The sequence below is a fragment of the Enterococcus sp. RIT-PI-f genome, assembly GCF_001297065.1.
Lineage (GTDB): Bacteria > Bacillota > Bacilli > Lactobacillales > Enterococcaceae > Enterococcus_D.
In genome coordinates this window covers 190,055-213,022 of sequence record NZ_LHOX01000015.1, presented here as the reverse complement: position 1 = coordinate 213,022, position 22,968 = coordinate 190,055, and the positions used below count along the sequence as shown (strand labels likewise).

The window sequence follows — 22,968 nt, the reverse complement described above, 5'->3', positions numbered from 1 at the left end:
GATCACTCCTAATTTTGATAGAGCATACCTTGTTCTGCCAATAATGCTTTGGCTTTGACCAAGTCCGCTGCATCTTGATAGCGCAGCGTATGCAGGTGGATGCCGTTGGTCAAGTCTGACAATAATCGCGCTTCAGCGTGCTGACTCCTTGCCATAAAGTCCGCTACATCTTGCGCTGTTTGAATGCGCAGACTCCCTGTCAACTCTCCATATATATCATGTTCTACCACCACATCTAACACTTCCAGGTGGCAAGCAACAAAAATATTCAGTTCCGCTTCTGTTTGTGCCGGTGTATGCTGAACGGCGATTTTGGTGGCATTGCCCTCAGCAGCCATCAGTGCTTGTAGCCGATATCCTCTTGCAGTAGCGACGATCTCTTCTCCAGCCGCCCGCATCAAGGCAATATCTCCAACAATGATTTGTCGGCTCACACCTAGTGCATCTGCCAATTTACTGGCACTGATTGCTTTATCGGCTGCTTGCAAAGCGGCTAAGATTTGGGTGCGTCTCGTTGTCCCATCCATTGCTTAATCCTCCAGTCGTTGATTTTGATACGCTCTTGAATGCGCCATGATCGATTCAAATGAAGCAACGATTGTTTCTTCAAAGGCTTTATTTGATACAGATTGACGGATATTGTCTAACACTTTGGCTTCACGATTTTCATCTAAGACCGGCATTTGGCTTGATTTTTTGACTTGGGCGATCTCATTGACCGTTGTCATGCGTTTTTCTAACAAGTGGGTGATCTGCCCATCGATTTGATCGATTTCTTCCCGTAAAGGCTGCAATGGATCTGCGGATTCTGCTTCATTCATATCGATTGTTTTGATCACGCGGGCCGGATTGCCTGCGATCACCACATTGTCAGGAAATGATTTGGTGACAACACTTCCTGCCCCGACAACGACATTGTTGCCTAAGCGCACGCCAGGGACAATCGTTGCGGCCCCCCCGATCCAGACATTGTCGCCAATCACGATGGGTGCACCTAATTCAAGACCGCTATTGCGTTTGACCGGATGCAGTGGGTGGGTGGCAGTAAACAAACGGACATTGGGTGCCAGCATACAATTATCGCCGATCGTGATTGGACAAACATCTAGCAAAATACAATCATAATTGGCATAAAAGTTTTTGCCAACAGAAATGTTATAGCCGTAATCGAAACGCACATTCGGTTCGATGTAAATCCTTCCGCTGACCGTACCAAAGGTTTCTTTCAATAGCTGTTCTTTGATTTTTTCATCGGTTTCTTGATTGATCAACGCCATTTGTTCCCGGGCATATTTTCGATCTGCAGTCAATTCTGGATCTGGTGCGAAATACAATTCACCAGCAATCATTTTTTCTTTTTCTGTCCGTTCTGTCATTGTTTCTCCTCCGTTATGTGCCGTTTTTTTCATTAACGGCGCGTTATTCTTCTATTTTAAACTAAAGCAAAGATGTCTTCACCGCGCGCCAATACTTGCTCAGCTGTGATACCCGCTACTGGGGTTTGGTTGATCACCAACACTGACGGTGTTTGCTGGTACTGGATCAAACCGGCAAAGGGATACACTTGCAATGACGTACCTACGACAACCAGCAATTCGGCTTGTGTTACAGCAGAAATCGCCGCTTCAATCTGGTCATCTGCGAACCCTTCTTCGTAAAGCACGATATCCGGGCGAATTTGGCCACCGCATGCTGAATGATGCCAATCTGTCAAATAGGTTTCCCATGGGACAGTTTGGCCGCATTTCCGGCAATAACAACGGTAAAGACTACCGTGAAAATCGATGCAATGATGGCTGCCAGCTTTTTTGTGAAGGCCATCAATATTTTGCGATACCGTCCAGACAGGCCGTGACGTTTCAAGCGCTGCGATGGTTCGATGAATCACATTGGGCTTGGCATGAGGATGATACAAGTGTTGAACAAATTGATAAAAGGTGTCCGGTTCATTGACCATACAGGTATGGCTCAATAAATACTCGGGTTGCTGAATCCCATGATAAACGCCTTTTAGCGAGCGATAATCAGGAATGCCAGAAGGCGTTGAAACCCCTGCACCAGTCAAAAAAGTACAGCTCTTGGCTTCTCGAATCAGTTTGGCAGCAGTTTGGCTATCCATGGTTTCCCTTCTTTCTTCCAATATTTTCAGGTTGGTTATTATGGTATCTAGTATACCATTTTGCGCCGCATAATCACTAGCTTTTGCCAATTATCTAACGATGACTAGGACTGTATCCCGCAGTAGTTTTCCCTTACGATGCTGCACAAAAAAACGCCTCAGCAATCGACATTGCGGTCGTTGCTGAGGCGTAAAAAAATATGTCATACAACTATTAGTTAGCAGTGGCTGTCTGGGCTGCTTCTTGGACAAGTGCAATCGTCATGGACACCAATTGCTGCAATTCTTCGATTGGCATTTTTTCATCGATTGTATGAATGTCTTCATAGCCGCAGGCAAGCACACCCATTTCAACACCTAAGCCATTGAAGATATTGGCATCGCTGCCGCCGCCAGCTGCAAATGATTGGTACGTCCGTCCTATTTTGGCAGCAGCAGCGGCGGCCATGCGGACAGCTTTGCAGTCGTCAGAAAGTTGAATACTCGAAAAATTCACCTTGGCTTCTGCTTGGACTTTCCCACCCATGCTCGCAGCCGTTTCTTCCAAAATGGTCAACATCTCATCCACTTGGTGCGCCAATTTCTCTTGATCAAAAGAACGGACTTCTCCGATGATCTCTACATGCTCTGCTACCACATTCGTCGGACCAGTAGCCATAAAGGTGCCTATGTTGGCGGTGGTTTCGCCATCGATTCTTCCCAATGTCATTTTTGCCACCGCTTTAGCAGCTATTTCGATTGCTGATACACCTTTTTCCGGTGCGACACCGGCATGAGCTGTGATGCCATTCACCGTTGCTTTGATCTCTGCCGCGCCTGGTGCAGCGGTCTTCATCCCGCCAACAGCTCCCCCGGTATCTAATGCATAACCGATTTGCGCTCTGAGATGCGCTGGATCGATTGCTTTGGCCCCCAGCAAACCAACTTCTTCTCCAACAGTAAAGATTAGTTGCACGTCCCCATGAGGGATCTTTTGTTCCTGAATCGTCCGTACTGTTTCTAAAATTGCGGCAACACCCGCTTTGTCGTCCGCCCCTAGGATGGTTGCGCCTTTTGACGAAATCACACCATCGATACATTGTGGTTGAATACTTTTCCCCGGGCTCACCGTGTCGATATGGGCATTCAGCAATAATGGTTCAGCATCGGGGATATTTCCCGGTAGAAAGGCCAGCAGATTGCCTGACCCTAACCCTGTGATTGGTTGACTATCATCTTCAAACACCTCGATCGCCAATTCTTTCAATGTGTGCAGCAGATAGTCGGCAACGTTTCTTTCTTGTCCTGATTCCGAATCGATTTGTACCAATGTGCAAAACGTGGTGAACAATCTTTCTTGATCCATGTCAAATCCTCCTTTTGTCTGGTCTATCACTAGATATTATACAAACAAGCGCATGGTCAGCATGGCCAACGCCGCGTTGATCAATGAAATCAAAAACATGTGGAGATTATACTTCGTTGGCAATGCTGCGGTACCTAGAATACGACCCAAATATTGGACTTGTGAGCCAATCAAATAAATCGCCGGCAACAAAATCGTCGCTTCCGCTCCCGTCAGTTCTCCGGCTGCAATCAGGCCAGCTGCAATCCCAACGCCGCCGCCCATGGACAACCAAGCACCCATCAAAACAGTCGCCGCAACCCCCGGCAAGCCAAATATCACCATCACAGGACGGAAAAGCTGGCCGATCAAGACCAATGCCCCAGTTAATTCCAGTACCTGAATCAACGCAAAAGCAAAAATAATATTCGGGATCGTCGAATGAACGGCAATCTGAAAACCATTCCGTGCGCCTTCGACAAATGCATCAATCACTGAACCTTTTTTCATATCTGCACCTCTCCTTCTGGCGATCCATTGATGGGAAATCTGTTCAGATACAAACGCATCAAATTAGCACCTAGAATTTTATAAAAGAAAATCACCAACAAAGGAACCAAAATCGGCACGTTCCCTAAAAAAGGAAACAGTGCTGCCCCACTTCCCAGAAAATTGGTCAGCGCGGCGCCAGCTGAAAACTGAAACGCGCAAAAAATGATTTTTTCCTGTGCATCCAAGCGATTCTCCTCGGACATCTGCTTCATCATCGAAGCACCCGCGTCGGCAGATTGCAGACTTGCGACCAAAGCAATCCCTGAAGAACCTGGGATGCCTAACAACGGGCGTAACAAAGGACTCAATAAATGTTCTGCCGCATTCAATCCATCAAAGTACTCCACGATTTTGATGATCCCAAGCGAGAACATGACTGCCGGTACCAACGATAAGGCAAAGAGAAAGCCATCTCGAACCCCCGTTCCATCGATGCCTCTGAAGGAACTTGCAAGGACGCCATCCCCTTCGCCTAAGTCCCCCAACACACCAAATTCACCAACAATATTGTTAAAATCCAACGCTTGTAAAGGACCTTCGCTTGCTGTAAAAAGTCCGGAAAAAAATAGAAAAATAAGAATGAGTGCTGCGTATCCTGTCCATCGTACTTTCGTTTCCAATTTGCGCCTCCAATAAAATAACGTATTTTTAATCAATTGATCAAAATTATTTTAACATAACTGACCAATATATCAAAAATATTTTTTGGGTAATATTTTCATTCTTCCTCTTGATTGTTCGTTGCCATTGATTTTTTTATTGATCCGCTGCATGATGCAGTAAAACATTTTTCAAGTTGAATCTTTCATGACTTTTTTGCTAAAACATGGTAAACTATTCACGAATTAAAGTGAGGTGAAATACATTGGTAGCATTTCTTATTTATTGGGCAATGATCATCATTAGTTTTGGTTGGTTAGCAGTCAGCTTATACTTCTCTATTTTCTATTTGGCACGTAAAGAAAATGGAAATCTATGGGCCTTTGGTTTATTAAATGTCATTACAGCTATTATTCAAGCCATCGTGCTTGTGGTCTATCGTTCATTAGGCCAAGATTGGGGCGTCACACAATATTCAAGCTTGATTTACTTAGCGCTTGGTCTATTGTTGGGACTCACAGTGATCCAAGCTGTTTTGGGCCGTGAACCAAAAGCGAAAGTTGCATAATCGATGAATCGATACACACAAAGACGGCCCTACTTTCTGATTGAGAAAGATAATGGTCGTTTTTTTGTTAAAAAGAATTGACATTCGCTAGAAATTCTTCTAAACTCTGATAAGAATCAAATTAAATACGAGTCCCCTTTAACATTTAGGTAGAGGTCGCGAGGTTCATTAATCCTGCTGAGTGCAGCAACACGTTAACAGCAGAGCTAGGGAATATCGCCGAAACAAAGTTGGTTTTGCTAGAATCACTCTGTTGGGCCGCAAATGAATAATTTGCGGACTGTCTTAGCTTCGCTAAGTTGCGCTATGTTTTGTGAAAGGTTTGTCGACAAAAACCTGTCCACAGCCGTTTTCCAATCATGGAGTACGGCTGTTTTTTGTGCTTTTTCACCCATGCCTGCCTGTTTTGCTCGTGAAAGGAAAGAGAAAAATGAAAAAACATTATTGGATTTGGGCCTTATTCGCCCTCTGTTTGTCGTTCGGTCAATGGACTTCACCTGTGGCCGCGGATGAACAAACACCCCCTGATCAATTCCGGGTTGGCATGGAAGCTGGCTATGCCCCTTTCAACTGGACCCAAACGACGGATGCCAACGGTGCCGTACCCATCTCAGGAGAAGAAGGTTCAGCTTTTGCTGGCGGCTACGACGTCCAAATCGCCAAAAAGATTGCAGAGGGTCTAGGCAAAGAGTTGGTGATCGTCAAAACCCAATGGGATGGTTTGGCGCCAGCCTTGCAATCTGGAACGATCGATGCCGTGATCGCCGGGATGTCGCCCACAGCAGAACGTCGGGAACAAATCGACTTCACCGATCCTTACTATGAATCAGACCTAGTGGTCGTTGTACGTAAAGATGGTGACTTCGCAGATGCCAAAAGTTTGGCAGATTTATCTGGCGCAAAAATCACAGCGCAATTAAATACCTTCCATTATACCGTGATCGATCAGATCCCTGATGTCGACAAGGAACAAGCCATGCGTGATTTTTCTTCCATGCGGGTGGCATTGGCTTCTGGTATCATTGATGGGTATGTCAGTGAACGTCCAGAAGGTGTCACAGCTGTCGGTGCCAATCCAGATTTAGAGATGATCGAATTTGCAGATGGCGCAGGATTTGAAACCAATCCTGAAGACGTGCAAGTCGCTGTAGGTATGCGTAAAGGCGATAGCGACGTTGCCGCTGTCAATCAAATTTTAGCTGGTATCTCTCAAGAAGAACGGACCGATTTGATGGATCAAGCGATCATTCAACAACCAGCAGATGCCAGTGGCGAAACCGCTGATCAAGGACTGATCGCAGATTTCAAAAAAATCATTGATGATTATGGGATGTTGTTCTTGCGCGGTGCCGGACTGACCTTGTTCATCGCCATCGTATCAACAGCCATTGGCTTGCTGATTGGTTTACTGGTCGGTGTCTTCCGTACATTGCCATTATCTGAAAACCCCGTCAGCCGTTTCTTCCAGCGTGTCGTCAATGGTTTATTGACGATTTATATCGAAGTCTTTCGCGGTACACCAATGATGGTGCAAGCGATGGTCATCTTCTATGGGACGGCATTGGCTTTCGGTGTATCGATGAATCGGACAATAGCAGCCTTATTGATCGTGTCGATCAATACTGGAGCCTATATGTCTGAAATTGTGCGCGGCGGGATCTTCGCCGTTGATGATGGCCAGTTTGAAGCGGCTCAAGCAATCGGAATGACCCACTGGCAAACCATGATCAAAGTCGTTTTACCGCAAGTCATGCGCAATATCTTGCCAGCGACAGGAAATGAAATCATCATCAATATCAAAGATACAGCTGTTTTGAGTGTCATTAGTGTAGCCGATCTGTTCTTTCAAGGAACCTCTGCTGCCGGAACGAACTTCCAATATTTCCAAACATTTGCGATCATCGGTGTCATCTATCTGGTCCTGACTGTCAGTGCGACACAGATTTTACGTTTTGTAGAGCGTAAAATGGATGGCCCTAGCGCTTATGTAAAATTGGAAGACATCAACCCAAATGAATAAGGAGGAAGAACATGTCAGCAATCATTGAAATCAACCGTTTGAAAAAAAGTTTTGGCGACAACGAAGTCCTAAAAGATATTAGTTTGTCTGTCAACAAAGGTGAAGTCGTGACGATCATTGGTTCTTCCGGCTCAGGAAAATCAACCTTGCTTCGCTGTATCAATTTATTAGAAAAACCCACCAGTGGTGAAATTGTCTATCTCGGAGAAAATGTGTTGGAAAAAGGGTATGATCTGCCGAAATACCGCACCCATTTAGGGATGGTGTTCCAATCATTCAACCTATTCAATAATATGAATGTTTTAGAAAATTGTGTGACTGGTCAAATCACCGTCCTCAAACGTGAACGCAAAGAAGCCGAAGCGATTGCCAAAGAAAACCTTGAGAAAGTCGGCATGGCGCAATATAGCAACGCAAAACCTTCTCAACTGTCCGGCGGACAAAAACAACGGGTGGCCATTGCCAGAGCACTGTCGATGAATCCAGATGTCATGTTGTTTGATGAACCGACTTCAGCGCTTGATCCCGAAATGGTCGGCGAAGTCTTGAAAACAATGAATACCTTGGCCCATACAGGACTGACGATGGTGATCGTGACCCATGAAATGGGTTTTGCCAAAGAGGTATCTGACCGTGTGATTTTCATGGATAAAGGGGTCATCGCAGAACAAGGCACACCGGAAGACATTTTTGTCCATCCGCAAGAACAACGTACCAAAGAGTTCCTTTCACGGGTACTTAATTAAAAGAGCAGCTTAAAGAATGCACACCGCTTGAATGGCCTTGTGATTGTATCCAGCAAGGGTTTTGAGCGGACACTGCGTTCTTTTTTTATTTGCTGCTGTATGAAGCAAGCTGATTTTTAGGCATTTTTCACTAAAAACTATTGCATTTCATGTCATTTTTTGTTACTTTTTTTAAAACTATGGAATTATAGGAGTCTTTGATTTATGGAAAAGAAATTGCGTTTGAAAGATTATCTTTATGTTGGCTCAATGTTATTTGGGCTGTTTTTTGGTGCTGGAAATCTGATTTTCCCTGTCCACATGGGACAAGAAGCTGGAGCAAATGTCGGATTGGCCAATCTCGGTTTTTTGGCCACCGGGATCGGATTGCCTTTCTTAGGGGTAATCGCCATTGGACTTTCTCAAAGCAGCGGGGTCTTTGAATTGGCCGCCCGGGTCAATCGCCGTTATGCAATGATCTTCACCGTGTTGCTGTATTTGGTGATCGGGCCATTTTTTGCATTGCCGCGTCTGGCCACCACTTCCTACGAGATTGGCTTGGCACCTCATGTGTCTGACAGCCTGAACACACTGCTGCTCGCCTTATTTTCTTGCTTGTTTTTCGGCGCTGCTTGGTGGTTTTCACGTAAACCGAGCAAAATATTAGATTATGTCGGCAAGTTTTTGAACCCTCTGTTCTTGGTCTTGCTAGGGGTGCTGCTGTTGTTTGCTTTCTTGAATCCGCTGGGGGCAACCAGTGAGATTGCGGTGCAAGCCAATTATCAAAGTGATGCTTTCTTTACTGGGTTTACCAATGGATACAATACCCTGGACGCCCTCGCTTCTTTGGCATTCGGCATCATCATCGTCTCAACGATTCGCAATATGGGCGTTGAAAAGCCTGCCACCGTCGCGAAAGATACCATTTTATCCGGATCAGTGAGTATCGTCTTGATGGGAATCATCTACACGCTGCTTTCATATATGGGGGCAATGAGTATCGGACAATTCCCTATCAGCGAAAACGGGGGGATCGCTTTAGCCCAGATCGCCAACCATTATCTCGGCACTTTAGGCAGCCTATTGTTGGCTTTGATCGTGATCTTAGCCTGTTTAAAAACAGCCATCGGCTTGATCACAGCATTCTCAGAAACCTTTGCCGGGCTGTTTCCCAATCAAAGCTACGCCTTCTTTATCGGATTGACGAGTATTTTGCCAGCGATCTTTGCCAATGTTGGCTTGACCAAAATCATTGAATTTTCAACGCCTGTGTTGATGTTTATCTATCCCTTGGCGATCACATTGATCCTTTTGGCGATCATTAGCCCCTTGTTTGGTCATCGTGCCAGCGTGTATCGCATGACGACTTACTTCACACTGATCGCAGCGATCATCGACGGATTGAATGCTTGCCCAGCATTGATCAAAGACACTGCTTTCGTCCAAGCGATTCTGCGTTTCGCTGAAAACTATTTGCCATTTTTCCAAATTGGTATGGGTTGGGTCACTCCAGCAATCATCGGATTTATCATTGGGTTATGTTGGACATGGTTCAAAAAATACCCCGTCAAGTAAAAAATCAGCTAAAATATGCAAAAATATCCTACTTTTTCTTAAAAGGTAGGATACTTTTTTGCATAAAAGACTGACAGGTGGGAAAAAAAACGATACAATAGAGCCAATAAAGGAGGATACTTATGTTTTACGAAGAACTTATGATGGATCCGCAAACATTAATCAAATTTAAAATATTCCGGCGTATGCTGACTTTACAACACCCTAGCCACCCGATTGCCCAATTGGCGAAGGAAATGGAGTTGAGCTACCAACAAGCTTTCATCGAGTTGACTGAGATCGACCAAGATCTGAATGAGTTAACTCCAGATCACATGTCGATACTCGGCCGCGGTGGCAAACTGCAGCCCCAGAATATCGCGGTAACGATCGATGAGTATCGCTTCTATTTATTAAATAAAAGCGTGCCGTTTTTATACGTTCTTTATATGCTGAATGAAGAAGATCCTACGATCACTGATTTTTGCGAAAAATATGATGTCAGCCGCTCCACAGTTTCCCGAAAATTTGAAAAACTAAAAAATCATTTAAAACAATTCCAACTACGCTTTACCTATACCGAATCGAATTTGGTAGGGGATGAACGTTTGGTTCGTCTGTCATTGTTCAATATCATTTGGTTAGGTGTAAGAGGTATTGAATGGCCTTTTGCCCTTCCGGAAGCGGATGCCGAAGCGTTTGTGGATGAATTCAGTGAATATTTCCCAATGACGCATTCCTATTTGGGTCGTTTAGAATTAAAATATTTTGCTGCTTTGGTCTTATTGCGCATCAAAAAAGAAAATTATACAAAATATGACAAACGCTATAACTTCTTGATGAAAAACAACCGCTATTTAGATTTCGACCGATTAAAAGCCTTTATCGATGATCGTTTCGCGTTAACTGACAAACAACTTAAAGGCGAATCTGGATTTATTTATTTACTCGCGCAAATGTTTCCTTTCTATCTATCGACAGATGAGCCTGCTTTACAACAAACATTACACTTTTTTGCAGACAAGAAAAATCCTGTCTACCCATTAGTACAAGACTTATTAGCAGAGATGAAAGAAACTGTCTTCGCCTCTCAACCAAGTCTCTTGGATGAACCATTGATCATCGGTAACTTGATCAACGTGACTTATGGCAATTATGTTTTCAGACAACCATTTCCAAATATCTATCGTTTGCTGAACCCGAGGATCAATCGCGGGGCTGCTGAGGCACAACTACAAGCCAAAATCAGCACTTTTTTGACCAACTATCGCGAAGATGCAACTGTTGATTATTTAAACGATGACAATCAAGAACAAATGGCGATCATGTATACCCATACGCTTCTGCCATTTTATGATCAAATTCGTTATGCTAATCGCTTGTATGTGGGTATCGCGTTAGAAGATAACTTTTTATTGGTACAAGGCTTGTCGCAATTCTTGCACGACTTAACCTTTGTGGCTGCGGAACCTTATGACCAAAATCATCAAGCAAAATACGATGTTGTTGTCGGCTCAAGTCAATTATTGAAAAAATTGAACCCTGATACAGCAAGTTATTTATGGGATTATGCCTCTGATGATCGTCACTATATCGATCTATATCGTTCATTGAAGAATCATTTCGATGAAAAAAATCTATCACTGTAACAGAACCGTCACAGGTTCTTAAGAACTTTCAAAGGGTTTTGTCACAAAATATTCATATTTAAGCCGTATACTTTATGTATACCAACAAACAACCCTAACTAACACTTTTTCATTTTTAACTCCTTCCCACCGGCCACCCACCGGTGGGTGTTTTTTTGTTTGAAACAGGATGTAAACAAGTATTGCAACGGATAGGTGCCCATTTGCAACAAAACTGCACTTGTGCGATACGACTATTTCTTTTATCATTGAAGGAAAAGCAACGGAGGTACGTCATGTTTTCTGAACGGCTAAAAGAACTGCGGAAAAAACAGGGACTTTCTCAATCAGTTCTTGCAGAATATCTCTCAATATCAAGGCAAGCTATCTCGCGCTATGAGAAAGGATCTGCGGAACCAGATCTAAAAAACTTGACACGTATTGCAAATTACTTCGACGTCTCTACAGACTATTTGTTGGGTAACGAAAATCAACCTGCTATAGTCCAAAGTTCTTTAGACCATATCTTTGTTACCAGTATCATCTCAGGGACTCTTTCAGCTTTCTACAAATTTACTTTGTCACCAGTTTTTGCAGCAAAAGCAGATGAACCTACCATTTTACTTTGCGGCATCGATAAACATACCTTTTGGGGCGAGCATTCGGTCCAACTAGCCTTTTATCCTTCCAAAGATGCTGCTGAAAAAGAAATAGAAGCTTTGTATCGTGCCATCTCTAACGGTCATCGAACCTATACTCTGCAATTCTTCGTGCCTACAACCAATAAAGGGCGTTTTGGGATTAAAATACTGGATATCTCGTAAAAAAAAATGATGATTCTTAAACACTTCCCAATCTTTTCTCCACAAAAAATTCACATTTTCTAGGTATAGTATATACATACCAACAAACAACCCTAACTAACACTTTTCATTTTTACTCCTAGCCTGTCAGCCACCCACTGACAGGCTCCTTTTTTTGTCGTATACTTAAAATAAAAAAGAGGTGCCGTTATGTCTACTGTAGATCAATATATCGCCAATGCCCCCTACACAGCATCAGGCTGTTCTAATGAAAGTCCGACAAACGATTCTAGAGGCAGTGCCTTAAGCAATCGAGAAAATCAGCTATCAAATGCCTACTTACCATTACCATGAAAATCTTGTTCATTTCGCTTGTGCAAAAAAACATGTAGGTTTTTATCCTACACCTGATGCCATTCAGCATTTTTCAAAAGAGCTGGCACCTTATAAGACGAGCAAGGGTGCTGTTCAATTTCCTTTCGATCAAGAGATCCCTTATCCGTTGATCAAAGATATGGCAGCGTGGCGCCTCTCAGTGGTTCAATTGGCCCATGGGGAGAACTAAATACACAAAAGAAGAAGCGGTCATTCGTTGACCGCTTCTTCTTGCTTATCTATTCGTTTTTTCGCACTGGGCTTGGTGTTCAATGTACTGACCTTTAAAATTTGATGTAACGGAATGATCCGCAACTGCTGACGATTGTTTTGCAGCTTCAACACAACTTGTTCCTTCGCGACCGTCTTGCCTACGATCCATCCGGTAACGGTTTCAAATTCTCCTAATTTCTCTGCCTTGACTTGCAGCACCACCAGATACTTAGCAGTTGCTGCCTCTTGCAGCAGACGCCGTACTTCTCGTAATTTCTCTGTTTGGTTCTTCTTGTCTGCATCATCACTGAAAAACGTATCCAGTAAAGTGGTGGATGTCATCACAATGAGTTTACCTAATTTTTTGATAGGCGATGGTTTCTTTTCCATTGGACTTTCCTTTCTGCACGATACCGAGGCAAAAAGCCACACATACGTTCGCATCTCTTATCCTTATTTTACCAAATTTAAGCAAAAAAACAAGAGCGAACATCGCTATTTTTCTTCCCCGAATGCTGCGAACCAATAGGGCATGCCTAATTTGATCAAACGATAAGTTTCTTCAAAATCACCTGTATAATAAGGATCTGGAATCTCCGTCTCTTGCTGCTCAGGGACCACACTTAAATACGCATGAATCTTGTCTCTATATTGCTTTGGTGCTTGTTTCCGTAATGCTGCAACATTTTGGTCATCCATTCCGATGATCCAATCAAAGCGTTCAAAATCGGCCTCGGCCACCTGACGAGAAATCAACCCTTCACTGCTGAGGCCCTTTTGTGCCAACAAATGCCGCGTACCAGGATGGGCTGGGTTGCCCGCTTCCCACGAACTCGTTGCTGCAGAGTCCACTTGCCAGTCTAATCCTTGTGCTTTGATCTCTGCCTGGAATAAGGCTTCTGCCATTGGTGAGCGACAGATATTGCCTAAACAAACAAAAAGTATTTTGGTCATGGTTCACTGCTCCTCTTGTTCATAAATTTGGTAAGAAAAAAATTCAACATCTTTGGCTAAACGAAACAATTGCGTTGCAATTTCTAGCGGCGACTCTGGAAAATCATTTCGCACCCATGATTCTAGGATGCCGCCGCACCCATAGGAAAAGAAACGGCTATAAAAGCCAATATCTTTGGCCGTCAATTGCTGATCGGTGTCTACGCCTTGGAACAAACGTTGAAAAAGCGGTTCTGTGATCTCAAAAAAACTGCGCATCAAAATTTCTCGGTCATCGATCACTGATTTTCGATAAAAATCAGCAGAGGCTTTCATCGCTTTCAGCATACGCAATGCCGCCTCTTCCCAGTTATCCAAAGAAATATCTTCTGCGGTCAAAAAGACCAACGCATCATGATGATAGATCCACTGGATCAAGGCTTTTTTGTCTGGAAAATGATAGTAAAATGTTTGACGGTTGACATTGGCTGCCGCTGCAATCTCTTGGACGCTGATTTTATTGATTTCTTTGGTTTGGCAAAGTTGCACCAATGATTGGCCGATCATCGCTTTGGTTTGATTGCTTTCCCCCATTGTCCACCTCTTCTTGTATCTTGCTGTTTCTTCTATCATACCAAATTATGGGCAGAAATAGAATGGAAGTAAATAACTACTATGTATACAAAAAGACAGACCAAGCGGCCTGTCTTTTTGCTATCTCGCAGCCCATCAAATAAATGATTCACCATCCACATAGGTTGTGTAGATATGCTCATCCTCCACTGGATCCCCTTGGATCGCATGGATGATTTTTTCGGCAGCAACCATGCCCCACCGGTGTTTTGAGTAAGCGATCGTTGCTAAGCGCGGTTGGACAAATGCCCCCAGCTCCGTATTATCAAACCCGATGATCCGTATATCTTTCCCGATTTGATAGGCTGTCTCGCGGACATATTTATAGACCCCGATCGCCATTTCATCATTAAAAGCAAAGATATCGATCGGCCATTGCGTAGGATTGGCCAACAATTGTTTGGCTGCTTGATATCCTGAAGGTTCCGTAAAATCCCCAGGAATCACTTCGAATGGAATGCCAAAGCGCGTCAGCTCTTTGGTAGTCGCTTCTAAACGTTCATAGCTGTCATACCCTGTTTCAGGTCCCGACAGCAAATATACCTTTTCGCTTTGTCCGGCAATCAACTGATCGATCGCTAGGGCAGCCCCGCCTTTGTTATCCAATAATACTTGATAAATATTGTCATGGGACATGACACGGTCTAAGACAACGATTTGATGGCCTCTTTGCGCATATTGCAAGATTTCCTCTGCAGGGAAAGTCCAATCCAAAATAATTGCGCCATCGATCATCCGTTCTGGAATAAATAAATGAGATTTTTTACCACTGCAAACGATCATTTCATAGCCGAATAGTTCCAAGCCTTTCTTGATCCCATCAAGCAGTTCCCCGTAGAAACTACCGGCGTAGTCTGCCAAATAGACGCCAATGATATTGGTTTGTCGGCGTTTTAATGAGCGAGCCGCCATGTTCGGAACATAATTCAATTCCTTCGCGATCGCTTGGATGCGCGAACGGGTTTCCTCGGTTACTTTTGGACTGCCATTCAATGCATAGGATACGGTGGAAATGGAAACACCCGCTTGCTGGGCAATATCTTTGATTCCTACCATGGCTTCTCCTTTCTAACGATAAATATCGATTGTATTGTCGCTCTTGTTGAATAATTGGCAGATTTGTTCTTTTTCGAAACAGATTGCCCCTTGTCGATAACGGTTTTCGGTAAAGTGTAAAGGCATCTCTTGTCCATTGATAACGACTTTTGCCTCTGTCGCTTCATGAAAGACAAACTTGACTGGATGCGCATATATTTGATAGGTCAAAGCCAATCCATCAAGTTCGGCCGGCAATACTGGGTCCAACTCAAGATGATCCACATATTCACGAATCCCCAATACTTGACTGATCAATTGGTTGAGATAAATACCAGGTCCGCTGGAATAGATACGCCAGCCGCCTTTTACACCAACCGTTCCTTCTTTTAGTTTACCAAAATTCTCTTGTGCTTGATACCTTGTTTTGAAATCGCCATCAGAACTGCTAAAGTAGACATTCGCTTGCCGCAATTCGGCATTTGGCACGCGTTCTTTGATTTGGATCGGATTGATGACGCCTAATCCTTGCCACGTTTCTTGTTTATTGCCAAGTTTGGCCATTGCTTCTGTAAAACGGATGTGGGCATGAACATATTGCAAGCCAATCTCACGGCCGAAATTTGCTGCCTGTTCCGCTCGTTTGAAATTGGTGCTGACGCCGCCTTGATACTGTGCGGGGCGATTCATCAGGCGGACGCCGTCTGGAAACTGCAAATGCGACTTGATGATCGCTAAGTGATGCTTGGCTTCCTCAGGTGACAATAGTTCCCCGATCATACTTTGCTGCATCGGCAACAAGCGGTATTGGATCCCCGTTTTTTTGTCCGTAGGATGAACCATCAGCTCCACATGGCTTTCATCTTCCATATAGACAAATCCTGGCAGCGTGCCGTCAGCCAGCATATAGGTTTCAAAATCCTTTTGCACACCAGCAGCTAGTGCTGAAAGATGTGCTGCGTATGCAGCGTCATAATCAGCCAACTGCTGACCTAATTTTTTCAAGACCTCATAAGTCAGCGCGACGGTCCAGCTGCTGGCCATTTGTTTTTTCAATTTGCTGTTGTTCGGTTGCAAGGTATCGTCCCAATCCCCATCGCCATAGCAAGACAAATAGGTACCCGGCAAGAAATTGGCCTCGATATAGGCAACTTCTTTTTTCAGATGGCTGAACAAACTTTCTGATGCGGTTTTTTCAAAGCTTTCTCGGTCAGTGTAAGCAATTTGTTTCTCCAAAATGGTATAATCTTTGGTCTTTTCTAAATAATCACTGACGACCTTCATTGGCCAAACGATGACATCGCCATGGCTTTCATCCGCTTTTTGTTTCTCATAACGATCAAACATAAACCATTGCGGCCAGTTGCCATCATCTTCAAATTGATTTTCAAACAAATGTTCTATGATCGAAGCAACCATTTCCGGACGATTCAAGGCCAAAAAGTATTCCGTCGGTCCTTGAGACACATCTCGCGTGCCCCAAGCAGCGCCGCCATATTGTTCCAAACCATGAGGAGATAAATAATGGACCAGCATATTGTGGGTATACCAACGGGCCAATAAGTTGAATGAGACAACATCCGCTTGGTCATGCTGCAATGAAAACTGGTGCAAGAGTGTATTGATAAAGTCCGTATACACTTGATCTTCTACTGCGTAGTCATTCACATTGGGCTGATAAGGTGCTTGGTCTAAAGTCCCTTGGATCACAAATGATACGTCTTTTTGCGCATCAAACTGCAACACTGTCAAGGCAGCTTCACCCTTGGTTGGGGACACATTGAATAAGGATTCATCTGTAACTGAAAAGGGTTGATCTGACGCTAAATAATACGTTAATGCTGGATATGCTTCGTGAATCGGCGAGTCTTGTGATCCTTTGATCGTCAGCAGTTGATCCGATACATCAAGTGCGACCGTTGGCGCGCTATCATCCACACCCATTACAAACTGATTGCTGATCGCCCAAGTATATGATCGTTGTTGTTCACTATGGATCGTGGTCGTCACCTGACGACCCTCTAATTGCGTATAAGTAGTGACTTTAATGACATCATTTGCCAATTTATAGTACCAAGACGCTGAGTTCAAGCCCATCTCAAATGCAGAAGGCATTGTCAAGATCCGCCATTGGTCTGCTTCTTTCAGATAGATTCGCTGCCCTGATTGTTTGATCAGATTCAAGGCATTGCGGCTATTGCTCAACAACTTGTTCATGGATGTATTGCCCAAAACGATCTGAGAATTAAAGATCCCACTCATATAGACAGTCGTACTCATGATTGGTTGATCGACAGTCAGTGATTGCCCGCTCAAAAGGATATGTCCATGACTGCGCTCCATCTCTGCTTCTTTATCCTTCAGTACCACATGGTGGTAATTGTCAGTAAAGAAGGAGTACGTTTTGTCCCCCACGGTTTCAACTGCTTCTTGGTTGGGAAAACGCGCAGCGATCTCGGCTTCTGTAAATGTTTCGCCGACCACAACAGCCCCTAAATGTTTGCTAGGAACTTCTTGTCCGCTAAGGTCATCAAATACCAATTGTGCATATTGCGCCTCTAAGTCAGCCACGGTAAATTGCGGTGCAGATACAGCGTCTGCTTGGTTTTCCTTGACAGCGGCATAAAAGACGACTTCTGTCGGTGTGTCGCTCAGCTCCAGCCATTGGCTTTGCAAGGCAATATAGGCAAATTCGTATTGATAGACTTCATTTGGCAATCTTTCTTGCTGCAACGCTTCTGGAAGATTGGTTGTTTTATAGCTGCGGCCAAAAAACTGATAGCCATCGGTAGCATAGCCTTTCAGAGATTGGAAACTCCCTTGTTCAACCAAAGGGAAGCGACCACCTTGCGGTTGATTTTGTCGTGAAGAAACCGTGATCCGCCCTTCACTCTCTGTTACATGATGATCGATATACTGAGAAACATAGGCTTCATTCGATTGCACCGCACCTTTGGCGGCATTCCCTACATCTTGTCCGTATACGATATCGGCTTTTCCACTGCCCTTCAAACGGACACGCCAAAACCAGACATTTTCTGCCAATTGAAAATCAACTTGATAGGTGATCGATTTGTACACACCAGACCACTGCAATTGATGTTCATTATAGGCAAACGTACTTTTCGCATTCGAGCCAATCAATGGGGTAAACGACACTTGTCCATCTTCTTTGATACGCAGATACAGTTGATTCAAGCTGCCATCTAATAGGTTCCCGTTTAATTGGTTGATCATTATATCATGGCTTTGGATCTCATATAAATCTCCTGTCGGTAAAAAGACAGCTGTCGTATCAGCATTGGCCACTTGAATTTTTTTCATCATAAAAACCATCCTATCTTAAACTAATCGCAGTGTTGTTTCCTGCAGGTCACGACTATTAGGTCCGACCATGATTTTGAATTCTCCAGTGTCACTTGCCCATTGCTGATTGCTGTGAACATACCGCAATTGGCTTTCATTGATTGTAAAGGTCACTTCTTTGGCTTCGCCTGCTGCCAAGACTACTTGTTGGAAGTCTTTCAACTCTTTCACTGGTCGAACGACTTCCCCGACCATATCACGCACATAGAGCTGAACCGTTTCGGTGACTGATTGTTCCCCTTCATTTTTGACGGTGATCGATACTGTCGCCGTTTGATGTGCATCGATTTGCGCTGTATCAATGTGCAAGTTGTCATAGGACACCGCACTGAAACTTAAACCGAACCCAAAAGGATATTTGGCATAGTTCGATACATCCAAATATTTTGATACATATTTCTCTTCTGGTGCTTTTTCATAAGGTCGTCCTGTATTGTCTGTATTGTAGTAGATTGGCACTTGCCCAACCGTTTCTGGGAAAGACATACTCAAACGACCACTAGGATTATACTGTCCCCACAAGATTTCAGCCAGTGCACTTCCCCCTTCAGTCCCAGGGAACCATGCTTCAACAATCGCCTGTGCCTGATCAATCGCTTGCAGATCTAAAGGCCGGCCATTGAATAAGGTAACCACGATATTTTTATTATGCTGAAGCAGCGTCTTGAATAATTGCTGTTGTGCTTCTGGCAAACGGATATCACTGCGACTGGCAGCTTCTCCACTCATCCATTCTTGTTCACCTAAAGCCAAGACCACTTTATCAGCCTGTTTTACTAAATCAATGGCTTCTTGGATGGCTTCTTCACTTGGTTCGAAATAATCAAACGCTTCAGAACCAAAAATGATTTTTGCACCAATTGCTTCGGCGCCTTCTACCAGATTGACTACTTCTTCTTGTTTGCCCTGCCAAGACCATGCACCCAGCAAATCTCTTGATTGGGCACCCGGGCCAACGATCGCTACTTTTTCCTGTTTCTTAAATGGCAAGATACCCTCATTCTTGAGGAGGACCATTGATTTTTTGGCAATATCTTTTGCGATCAGGCGATGATCATCAGAAAGGACTACCGCTGCCTCTTCTGCTTCATCCGCACCGCGATAAGGATTTTCAAACAACCCCAACTCATTTTTCAAGGTAAGGATGCGCAACACGGCTTCATCAAGCAACGCTTCATCGACAGTCCCTTCTTCAATCAGTTCTTGCAGATGGTCTGTATAGCAAGTAGTCATCATTTCAATATCCACACCTGCTTTGATGGCTAACTCAGCGGCTTGTTTTTCATTTTCTGCGGCACCGTGGGCAATAATTTCGATGATGGCGCCCCAGTCTGAGATAACGACACCTTCAAAGCCAAATTCTTTGCGCAATACATCTCTAAACAACCAACGATTGGCAGTGGCTGGAATACCATCTACTGTATTGAAGGAAGTCATCACTAATTTTGCCCCTGCATCAAGTGCGGCTTTATAGCCAGGCAAATAGCTTTCCCGCAATTGCCGTTCTGACATATTGACTGTATTATAGTCACGGCCGCCTATAGCAGCTCCGTATGCCGCAAAATGCTTCACGCACGCAGCCACACGATGGCGGTCATTGGTCAAGTCATCGCCTTGATACCCTTTAACAAATGCTTCGGCAAAGCGGCCATTTAAGTAGGCATCTTCTCCTGTTGATTCCATCACACGTCCCCAACGAGGGTCACGCACCAAATCCACCATTGGCGAAAAAGTCACATGTAAGCCTGAAACAGCTGCTTCTTTTGCTGAAACTTCTGCCATTTGCTCAGCCGCTTGGACATCCCAAGAGCTGCCCAAGGCAAGGGGAATCGGAAAAATCGTTCGAAATCCGTGAATGATATCGGCCATAAGGATCGTTGGGATATTCAAGCGATTATTCTTGATATAGTCATTCTGCACACGAATGGCTTCTCTGGCACCAGAAACCCCCAATGTTGTTCCTGCATTATTGATATTCTCTTGCGTCAAACCTAAATCGCTCATTGGGCCGGTTTTTTCCTCTGCTTTATCGGAATAGAATGCGGCTGCTAATTGTAAAAGCTGATCGATTTTTTCTTCGATCGTCATTTCTGAAAGTAATGCTGTCAGTTGTTGTTTTTCCATTTTTCCATTCACCCTTTTTCTTCTAATCGTATGTCTGCTTCTAACGGAAAGTGATCCGACGGAAAACGCCGGTCACAAGCATCGGTTAGGCAAGCGGTTTTTATTACTTCAAATCCCTTGGTGTAGATATAATCGATTTCTTCTAACGCTGCCCAAGGCATATCGTACGTAAAATTTTGGTAAGATCCTTTTGGTCCATAGTGAGGGTGCAAGCCGGTTTCTTTGGCATTCCTAAAAAACGCAGCTAAGTAATCATGAACAGCTTCCGTTCTTTCTGCATTCAAATCCCCCATCAACAATACAGGATACGCACTGATTTTTTCCGCCAACCGGCTCAAGATCACTTTCATCCCTTCAAAACGAGCGGTTTCTGAAATATTATCCAAATGCGTCGAAATCACCAAAAATGGTGGCTGATCTTTCGGTGCTAAGATGGCCCAGACGCATAATCTGCTATATGCTGCATCTGGATGGATACTTGGCTGATCTGGGGTCATGGATAACCAAAACGACCCTGAATCGACCAACGTATACATGCTGGGTTTGAAATATAAGCCAATCCCTTCACCTTGGCCATCACCATCCCGCTCGGCAGTGATTCCTTGATATTGGGTCAGTTTTTTTAGATCCGCGATTTGCGTCGGACGTATTTCTTGTACCGCCAACAACGACCAATCATGATAGTTGATCAAGTCCAACACTTTGTCCGCCCGATAGCACCATTGCCAATCTTGGTCAAAGTCCGTATCGACACGGAGATTATAAGTAGCTACTTTCATCTGTCTTTCATTCCTTCTGTTCATCTTTTGCCAATAATTTCTTGATTTGCTGCATCTCACGGCGAATCTGTTTGGCTTCTCCGCCGCCATGACCTTTATTCAAATAAATCATCAATTGCTTAGGTGCGAGAATCTTTTTATAGGAAACGAAGAAGTCTGTCATCGGGCAGATTGGATCTTTGCTGCCCACGGATGCAAAGACAGGACCAGTGATTTGGTGGGCCACATACTGCAAATCGTAATAGCCCATCACATCTTGGATCTGCGCAGCTTGTGTTGGGTGCTGTATGCAATAGTCTTGGACCACACTATAACTACCGGTTTTTTGCACCATGCGATTCAGAATATTGGAATGGCTCGGTACATCCGCGAAGGTGGCAAAAATTGGACTTGCGGCCAATGCATTGACCCATAGCGCCACTCCGCCGCCTTGGGAGCCTCCTCGCAAGATCACACGGTCTTGGTTGACTTCTGTCAATGCCTGAGCGACTTCTAGCGTTCGCAAACTATCTGCGATCAATCGCTTCATATAAAAATCTTCTTTCTCTAAGATCCCTCTGCCAAAAGGTAGTTCATGCTGTGTCGTTTCATATGGCACATGATCTTGCGTCTTTCCGCCTTGTCCGCGATTATCGATGACAAGACAGCCGCACCCGATCAACGGCCAATGGGCAAACTGAAAAGGTTCTTGCAAATAATTCATATACCCTAAAAATTCAATGACCAATGGACAGGCTTTCGTGGTTTGGGGCAGCAGCAAGAACCCATAGATTGTTTCGTTGCCCAAACTTTGAAAAGAAATCTGATAACAATCTATCCCATTCAACAAGGGAACTTTGCGTTCTTTTTTGAATGCGAGAGGAATGTCCCGCAGCTCTGCTTGCACTTGTGCCCAAAATCGGCTTCTTTTATTGGTTTCGCTTGTCATATACAGGCTCCTTCGCTAATACTTTGTTGAAAAAAAGGACTTGAAGGCATGCTGATCCTGAAATACCTAAACAAATAAATAAAAACAAATTGACTTTGCTGCAAAGAACAAACAACACGATCGGAATCACCAATAATATAATGGCATTAGCGGTACTGCTTAATACTGCATATGCTGTTTCTTTCAGCGTTTCGCGTACGGATCGTTCGAATAGACTGAACAAGAGGATAAAGACCGTTAAAAACAACCCAGCCAAACTGACCAGAATCACCGACAAAACACCGAAGTAAGGCGTGATCGCCATCAAACTGTATATGATCAACGCTGCCGCAAGTACGTAGCCTAATACGATAGCTGTCAATTGAAACCCCCGGGTAAGATTGCCTCTAAACGCTTGTTGATACCTGCGCCACAGTGGCAATTCCTTTTCATCCATCAACTGCCCCACTGTCTGATATAGCGCAATCAGGGCCGGCCCTGTAAAAATGATCGTCATTGCTGGCAGCATAAAGAGAAAACTAAGCATGATCATATCTGCTAAAAATGAAAATACGCGGTAATACCAGCCGTCAAAAGAAAATAATTGTTTCATGGTAAACCTCCAATCGTGGTTTGCTCCGCTTGCAATAACAAAAGAAAGGAAGGGAAAGGTCGGTTGTTGGCGTCGCTTTCCTCTTCCTTTCTATCGG

Annotated in this window: 21 protein-coding genes, 1 pseudogene and 1 riboswitch; of the genes and pseudogenes, 7 read left to right on the top strand and 15 right to left on the bottom strand. The window is 44.1% G+C overall.

Annotated elements, in window-relative coordinates:
• Positions 1-8: 8 nt before the first annotated feature.
• From AEQ18_RS07965 to AEQ18_RS07940, 6 genes are all read right to left on the bottom strand, one after another.
• A complete protein-coding gene (locus tag AEQ18_RS07965; protein ID WP_054115800.1) occupies positions 9-527 on the bottom strand; it encodes a transcription repressor NadR in 519 nt (172 codons plus the stop codon).
• Between the two features lie 3 nt (positions 528-530).
• Positions 531-1,376, bottom strand: coding sequence for a chorismate mutase (locus AEQ18_RS07960; protein ID WP_054115799.1), 846 nt, complete (start codon positions 1,374-1,376; stop codon positions 531-533).
• A gap of 56 nt (positions 1,377-1,432) precedes the next feature.
• Positions 1,433-2,119, bottom strand: a complete 687-nt coding sequence (locus AEQ18_RS07955) for an NAD-dependent protein deacylase (RefSeq protein WP_054115798.1) — start codon at positions 2,117-2,119, stop codon at positions 1,433-1,435.
• A gap of 214 nt (positions 2,120-2,333) precedes the next feature.
• Positions 2,334-3,464 (bottom strand): M20/M25/M40 family metallo-hydrolase, encoded by a 1,131-nt coding sequence (locus AEQ18_RS07950; protein ID WP_054115797.1) that lies wholly within the window; start codon positions 3,462-3,464, stop codon positions 2,334-2,336.
• 36 nt (positions 3,465-3,500) lie between these two features.
• Entirely contained in the window at positions 3,501-3,953 is a 453-nt protein-coding gene (locus AEQ18_RS07945; RefSeq protein ID WP_054115796.1) for a YjiG family protein, read from the bottom strand.
• A complete protein-coding gene (locus tag AEQ18_RS07940) occupies positions 3,950-4,615 on the bottom strand; it encodes a nucleoside recognition domain-containing protein (RefSeq protein WP_152911899.1) in 666 nt (221 codons plus the stop codon). The genes AEQ18_RS07945 and AEQ18_RS07940 overlap by 4 nt, the downstream gene beginning before the upstream one ends.
• A 245-nt stretch (positions 4,616-4,860) precedes the next feature.
• Between AEQ18_RS07940 and AEQ18_RS07935 the strand changes: the two genes are divergently transcribed.
• The 7 genes and pseudogenes from AEQ18_RS07935 to AEQ18_RS07905 all read left to right on the top strand — a co-directional run bounded on the left by AEQ18_RS07935 (position 4,861) and on the right by AEQ18_RS07905 (position 12,458).
• Positions 4,861-5,163 (top strand): hypothetical protein, encoded by a 303-nt coding sequence (locus AEQ18_RS07935; RefSeq protein WP_054115795.1) that lies wholly within the window; start codon positions 4,861-4,863, stop codon positions 5,161-5,163.
• Between the two features lie 142 nt (positions 5,164-5,305).
• A riboswitch (Lysine riboswitch) is annotated at positions 5,306-5,478 on the top strand.
• Positions 5,479-5,593: 115 nt separating this feature from the next.
• A complete protein-coding gene (locus AEQ18_RS07930; protein ID WP_054115794.1) occupies positions 5,594-7,183 on the top strand; it encodes an ABC transporter permease subunit in 1,590 nt (529 codons plus the stop codon).
• 11 nt (positions 7,184-7,194) lie between these two features.
• Entirely contained in the window at positions 7,195-7,929 is a 735-nt protein-coding gene (locus AEQ18_RS07925) for an amino acid ABC transporter ATP-binding protein (protein ID WP_054115793.1), read from the top strand.
• Between the two features lie 204 nt (positions 7,930-8,133).
• Complete coding sequence (gene brnQ / locus AEQ18_RS07920) at positions 8,134-9,483, top strand: branched-chain amino acid transport system II carrier protein (protein ID WP_054115792.1); 1,350 nt, start codon at positions 8,134-8,136, stop codon at positions 9,481-9,483.
• Between the two features lie 122 nt (positions 9,484-9,605).
• Complete coding sequence (locus AEQ18_RS07915; protein ID WP_054115791.1) at positions 9,606-11,111, top strand: helix-turn-helix domain-containing protein; 1,506 nt, start codon at positions 9,606-9,608, stop codon at positions 11,109-11,111.
• 275 nt (positions 11,112-11,386) lie between these two features.
• The gene (locus AEQ18_RS07910) at positions 11,387-11,914 is read left to right on the top strand and encodes a helix-turn-helix domain-containing protein (protein WP_054115790.1); all 528 of its coding nucleotides are present in this window, start codon (positions 11,387-11,389) and stop codon (positions 11,912-11,914) included.
• 189 nt (positions 11,915-12,103) lie between these two features.
• A pseudogene (locus tag AEQ18_RS07905) lies at positions 12,104-12,458 on the top strand (iron chaperone).
• Between the two features lie 20 nt (positions 12,459-12,478).
• On the opposite strand, the gene AEQ18_RS07900 reads toward AEQ18_RS07905, so the two are convergent.
• The 9 genes from AEQ18_RS07900 to AEQ18_RS07860 all read right to left on the bottom strand — a co-directional run bounded on the left by AEQ18_RS07900 (position 12,479) and on the right by AEQ18_RS07860 (position 22,871).
• Positions 12,479-12,871: a hypothetical protein gene (locus AEQ18_RS07900; RefSeq protein ID WP_054115789.1), complete on the bottom strand. Its 393-nt coding sequence runs from the start codon at positions 12,869-12,871 to the stop codon at positions 12,479-12,481.
• Between the two features lie 105 nt (positions 12,872-12,976).
• Positions 12,977-13,435: a low molecular weight protein-tyrosine-phosphatase gene (locus AEQ18_RS07895; protein ID WP_054115788.1), complete on the bottom strand. Its 459-nt coding sequence runs from the start codon at positions 13,433-13,435 to the stop codon at positions 12,977-12,979.
• Positions 13,436-13,438: 3 nt separating this feature from the next.
• Entirely contained in the window at positions 13,439-14,008 is a 570-nt protein-coding gene (locus tag AEQ18_RS07890) for a TetR/AcrR family transcriptional regulator (RefSeq protein WP_054115787.1), read from the bottom strand.
• A 135-nt stretch (positions 14,009-14,143) separates the two neighbouring features.
• Entirely contained in the window at positions 14,144-15,103 is a 960-nt protein-coding gene (locus tag AEQ18_RS07885) for a LacI family DNA-binding transcriptional regulator (protein WP_054115786.1), read from the bottom strand.
• A gap of 12 nt (positions 15,104-15,115) precedes the next feature.
• The gene (locus AEQ18_RS07880) at positions 15,116-18,406 is read right to left on the bottom strand and encodes a GH36-type glycosyl hydrolase domain-containing protein (RefSeq protein ID WP_442855695.1); all 3,291 of its coding nucleotides are present in this window, start codon (positions 18,404-18,406) and stop codon (positions 15,116-15,118) included.
• Positions 18,407-18,424: 18 nt separating this feature from the next.
• Positions 18,425-20,572 carry a beta-glucosidase BglX gene (bglX, locus tag AEQ18_RS07875; protein ID WP_054115978.1) on the bottom strand — a complete coding sequence of 716 codons (2,148 nt, stop codon included), beginning with the start codon at positions 20,570-20,572 and terminating at the stop codon, positions 18,425-18,427.
• Between the two features lie 8 nt (positions 20,573-20,580).
• Positions 20,581-21,351: an endonuclease/exonuclease/phosphatase family protein gene (locus AEQ18_RS07870; protein WP_054115784.1), complete on the bottom strand. Its 771-nt coding sequence runs from the start codon at positions 21,349-21,351 to the stop codon at positions 20,581-20,583.
• 7 nt (positions 21,352-21,358) lie between these two features.
• On the bottom strand, positions 21,359-22,279 hold the full coding sequence (locus tag AEQ18_RS07865; protein WP_054115783.1) for an acetylxylan esterase: 921 nt from the start codon (positions 22,277-22,279) through the stop codon (positions 21,359-21,361).
• The gene (locus AEQ18_RS07860) at positions 22,260-22,871 is read right to left on the bottom strand and encodes a DUF624 domain-containing protein (protein WP_054115782.1); all 612 of its coding nucleotides are present in this window, start codon (positions 22,869-22,871) and stop codon (positions 22,260-22,262) included. The genes AEQ18_RS07865 and AEQ18_RS07860 overlap by 20 nt, the downstream gene beginning before the upstream one ends.
• Positions 22,872-22,968: the final 97 nt, after the last annotated feature.

What these genes read in the sequence shown, in the direction of transcription:
- AEQ18_RS07965 (WP_054115800.1), bottom strand. Translation starts at nt 527, where the DNA reads ATGGATGGGACAACGAGACGCACCCAAATCTTAGCCGCTTTGCAAGCA.
- AEQ18_RS07960 (WP_054115799.1), bottom strand. Translation starts at nt 1,376, where the DNA reads ATGACAGAACGGACAGAAAAAGAAAAAATGATTGCTGGTGAATTGTAT.
- AEQ18_RS07955 (WP_054115798.1), bottom strand. Translation starts at nt 2,119, where the DNA reads ATGGATAGCCAAACTGCTGCCAAACTGATTCGAGAAGCCAAGAGCTGT.
- AEQ18_RS07950 (WP_054115797.1), bottom strand. Translation starts at nt 3,464, where the DNA reads ATGGATCAAGAAAGATTGTTCACCACGTTTTGCACATTGGTACAAATC.
- AEQ18_RS07945 (WP_054115796.1), bottom strand. Translation starts at nt 3,953, where the DNA reads ATGAAAAAAGGTTCAGTGATTGATGCATTTGTCGAAGGCGCACGGAAT.
- AEQ18_RS07930 (WP_054115794.1), top strand. Translation starts at nt 5,594, where the DNA reads ATGAAAAAACATTATTGGATTTGGGCCTTATTCGCCCTCTGTTTGTCG.
- AEQ18_RS07925 (WP_054115793.1), top strand. Translation starts at nt 7,195, where the DNA reads ATGTCAGCAATCATTGAAATCAACCGTTTGAAAAAAAGTTTTGGCGAC.
- brnQ (WP_054115792.1), top strand. Translation starts at nt 8,134, where the DNA reads ATGGAAAAGAAATTGCGTTTGAAAGATTATCTTTATGTTGGCTCAATG.
- AEQ18_RS07915 (WP_054115791.1), top strand. Translation starts at nt 9,606, where the DNA reads ATGTTTTACGAAGAACTTATGATGGATCCGCAAACATTAATCAAATTT.
- AEQ18_RS07910 (WP_054115790.1), top strand. Translation starts at nt 11,387, where the DNA reads ATGTTTTCTGAACGGCTAAAAGAACTGCGGAAAAAACAGGGACTTTCT.
- AEQ18_RS07900 (WP_054115789.1), bottom strand. Translation starts at nt 12,871, where the DNA reads ATGGAAAAGAAACCATCGCCTATCAAAAAATTAGGTAAACTCATTGTG.
- AEQ18_RS07895 (WP_054115788.1), bottom strand. Translation starts at nt 13,435, where the DNA reads ATGACCAAAATACTTTTTGTTTGTTTAGGCAATATCTGTCGCTCACCA.
- AEQ18_RS07890 (WP_054115787.1), bottom strand. Translation starts at nt 14,008, where the DNA reads ATGGGGGAAAGCAATCAAACCAAAGCGATGATCGGCCAATCATTGGTG.
- AEQ18_RS07885 (WP_054115786.1), bottom strand. Translation starts at nt 15,103, where the DNA reads ATGGTAGGAATCAAAGATATTGCCCAGCAAGCGGGTGTTTCCATTTCC.
- AEQ18_RS07880 (WP_442855695.1), bottom strand. Translation starts at nt 18,406, where the DNA reads ATGAAAAAAATTCAAGTGGCCAATGCTGATACGACAGCTGTCTTTTTA.
- bglX (WP_054115978.1), bottom strand. Translation starts at nt 20,572, where the DNA reads ATGGAAAAACAACAACTGACAGCATTACTTTCAGAAATGACGATCGAA.
- AEQ18_RS07870 (WP_054115784.1), bottom strand. Translation starts at nt 21,351, where the DNA reads ATGAAAGTAGCTACTTATAATCTCCGTGTCGATACGGACTTTGACCAA.
- AEQ18_RS07865 (WP_054115783.1), bottom strand. Translation starts at nt 22,279, where the DNA reads ATGACAAGCGAAACCAATAAAAGAAGCCGATTTTGGGCACAAGTGCAA.
- AEQ18_RS07860 (WP_054115782.1), bottom strand. Translation starts at nt 22,871, where the DNA reads ATGAAACAATTATTTTCTTTTGACGGCTGGTATTACCGCGTATTTTCA.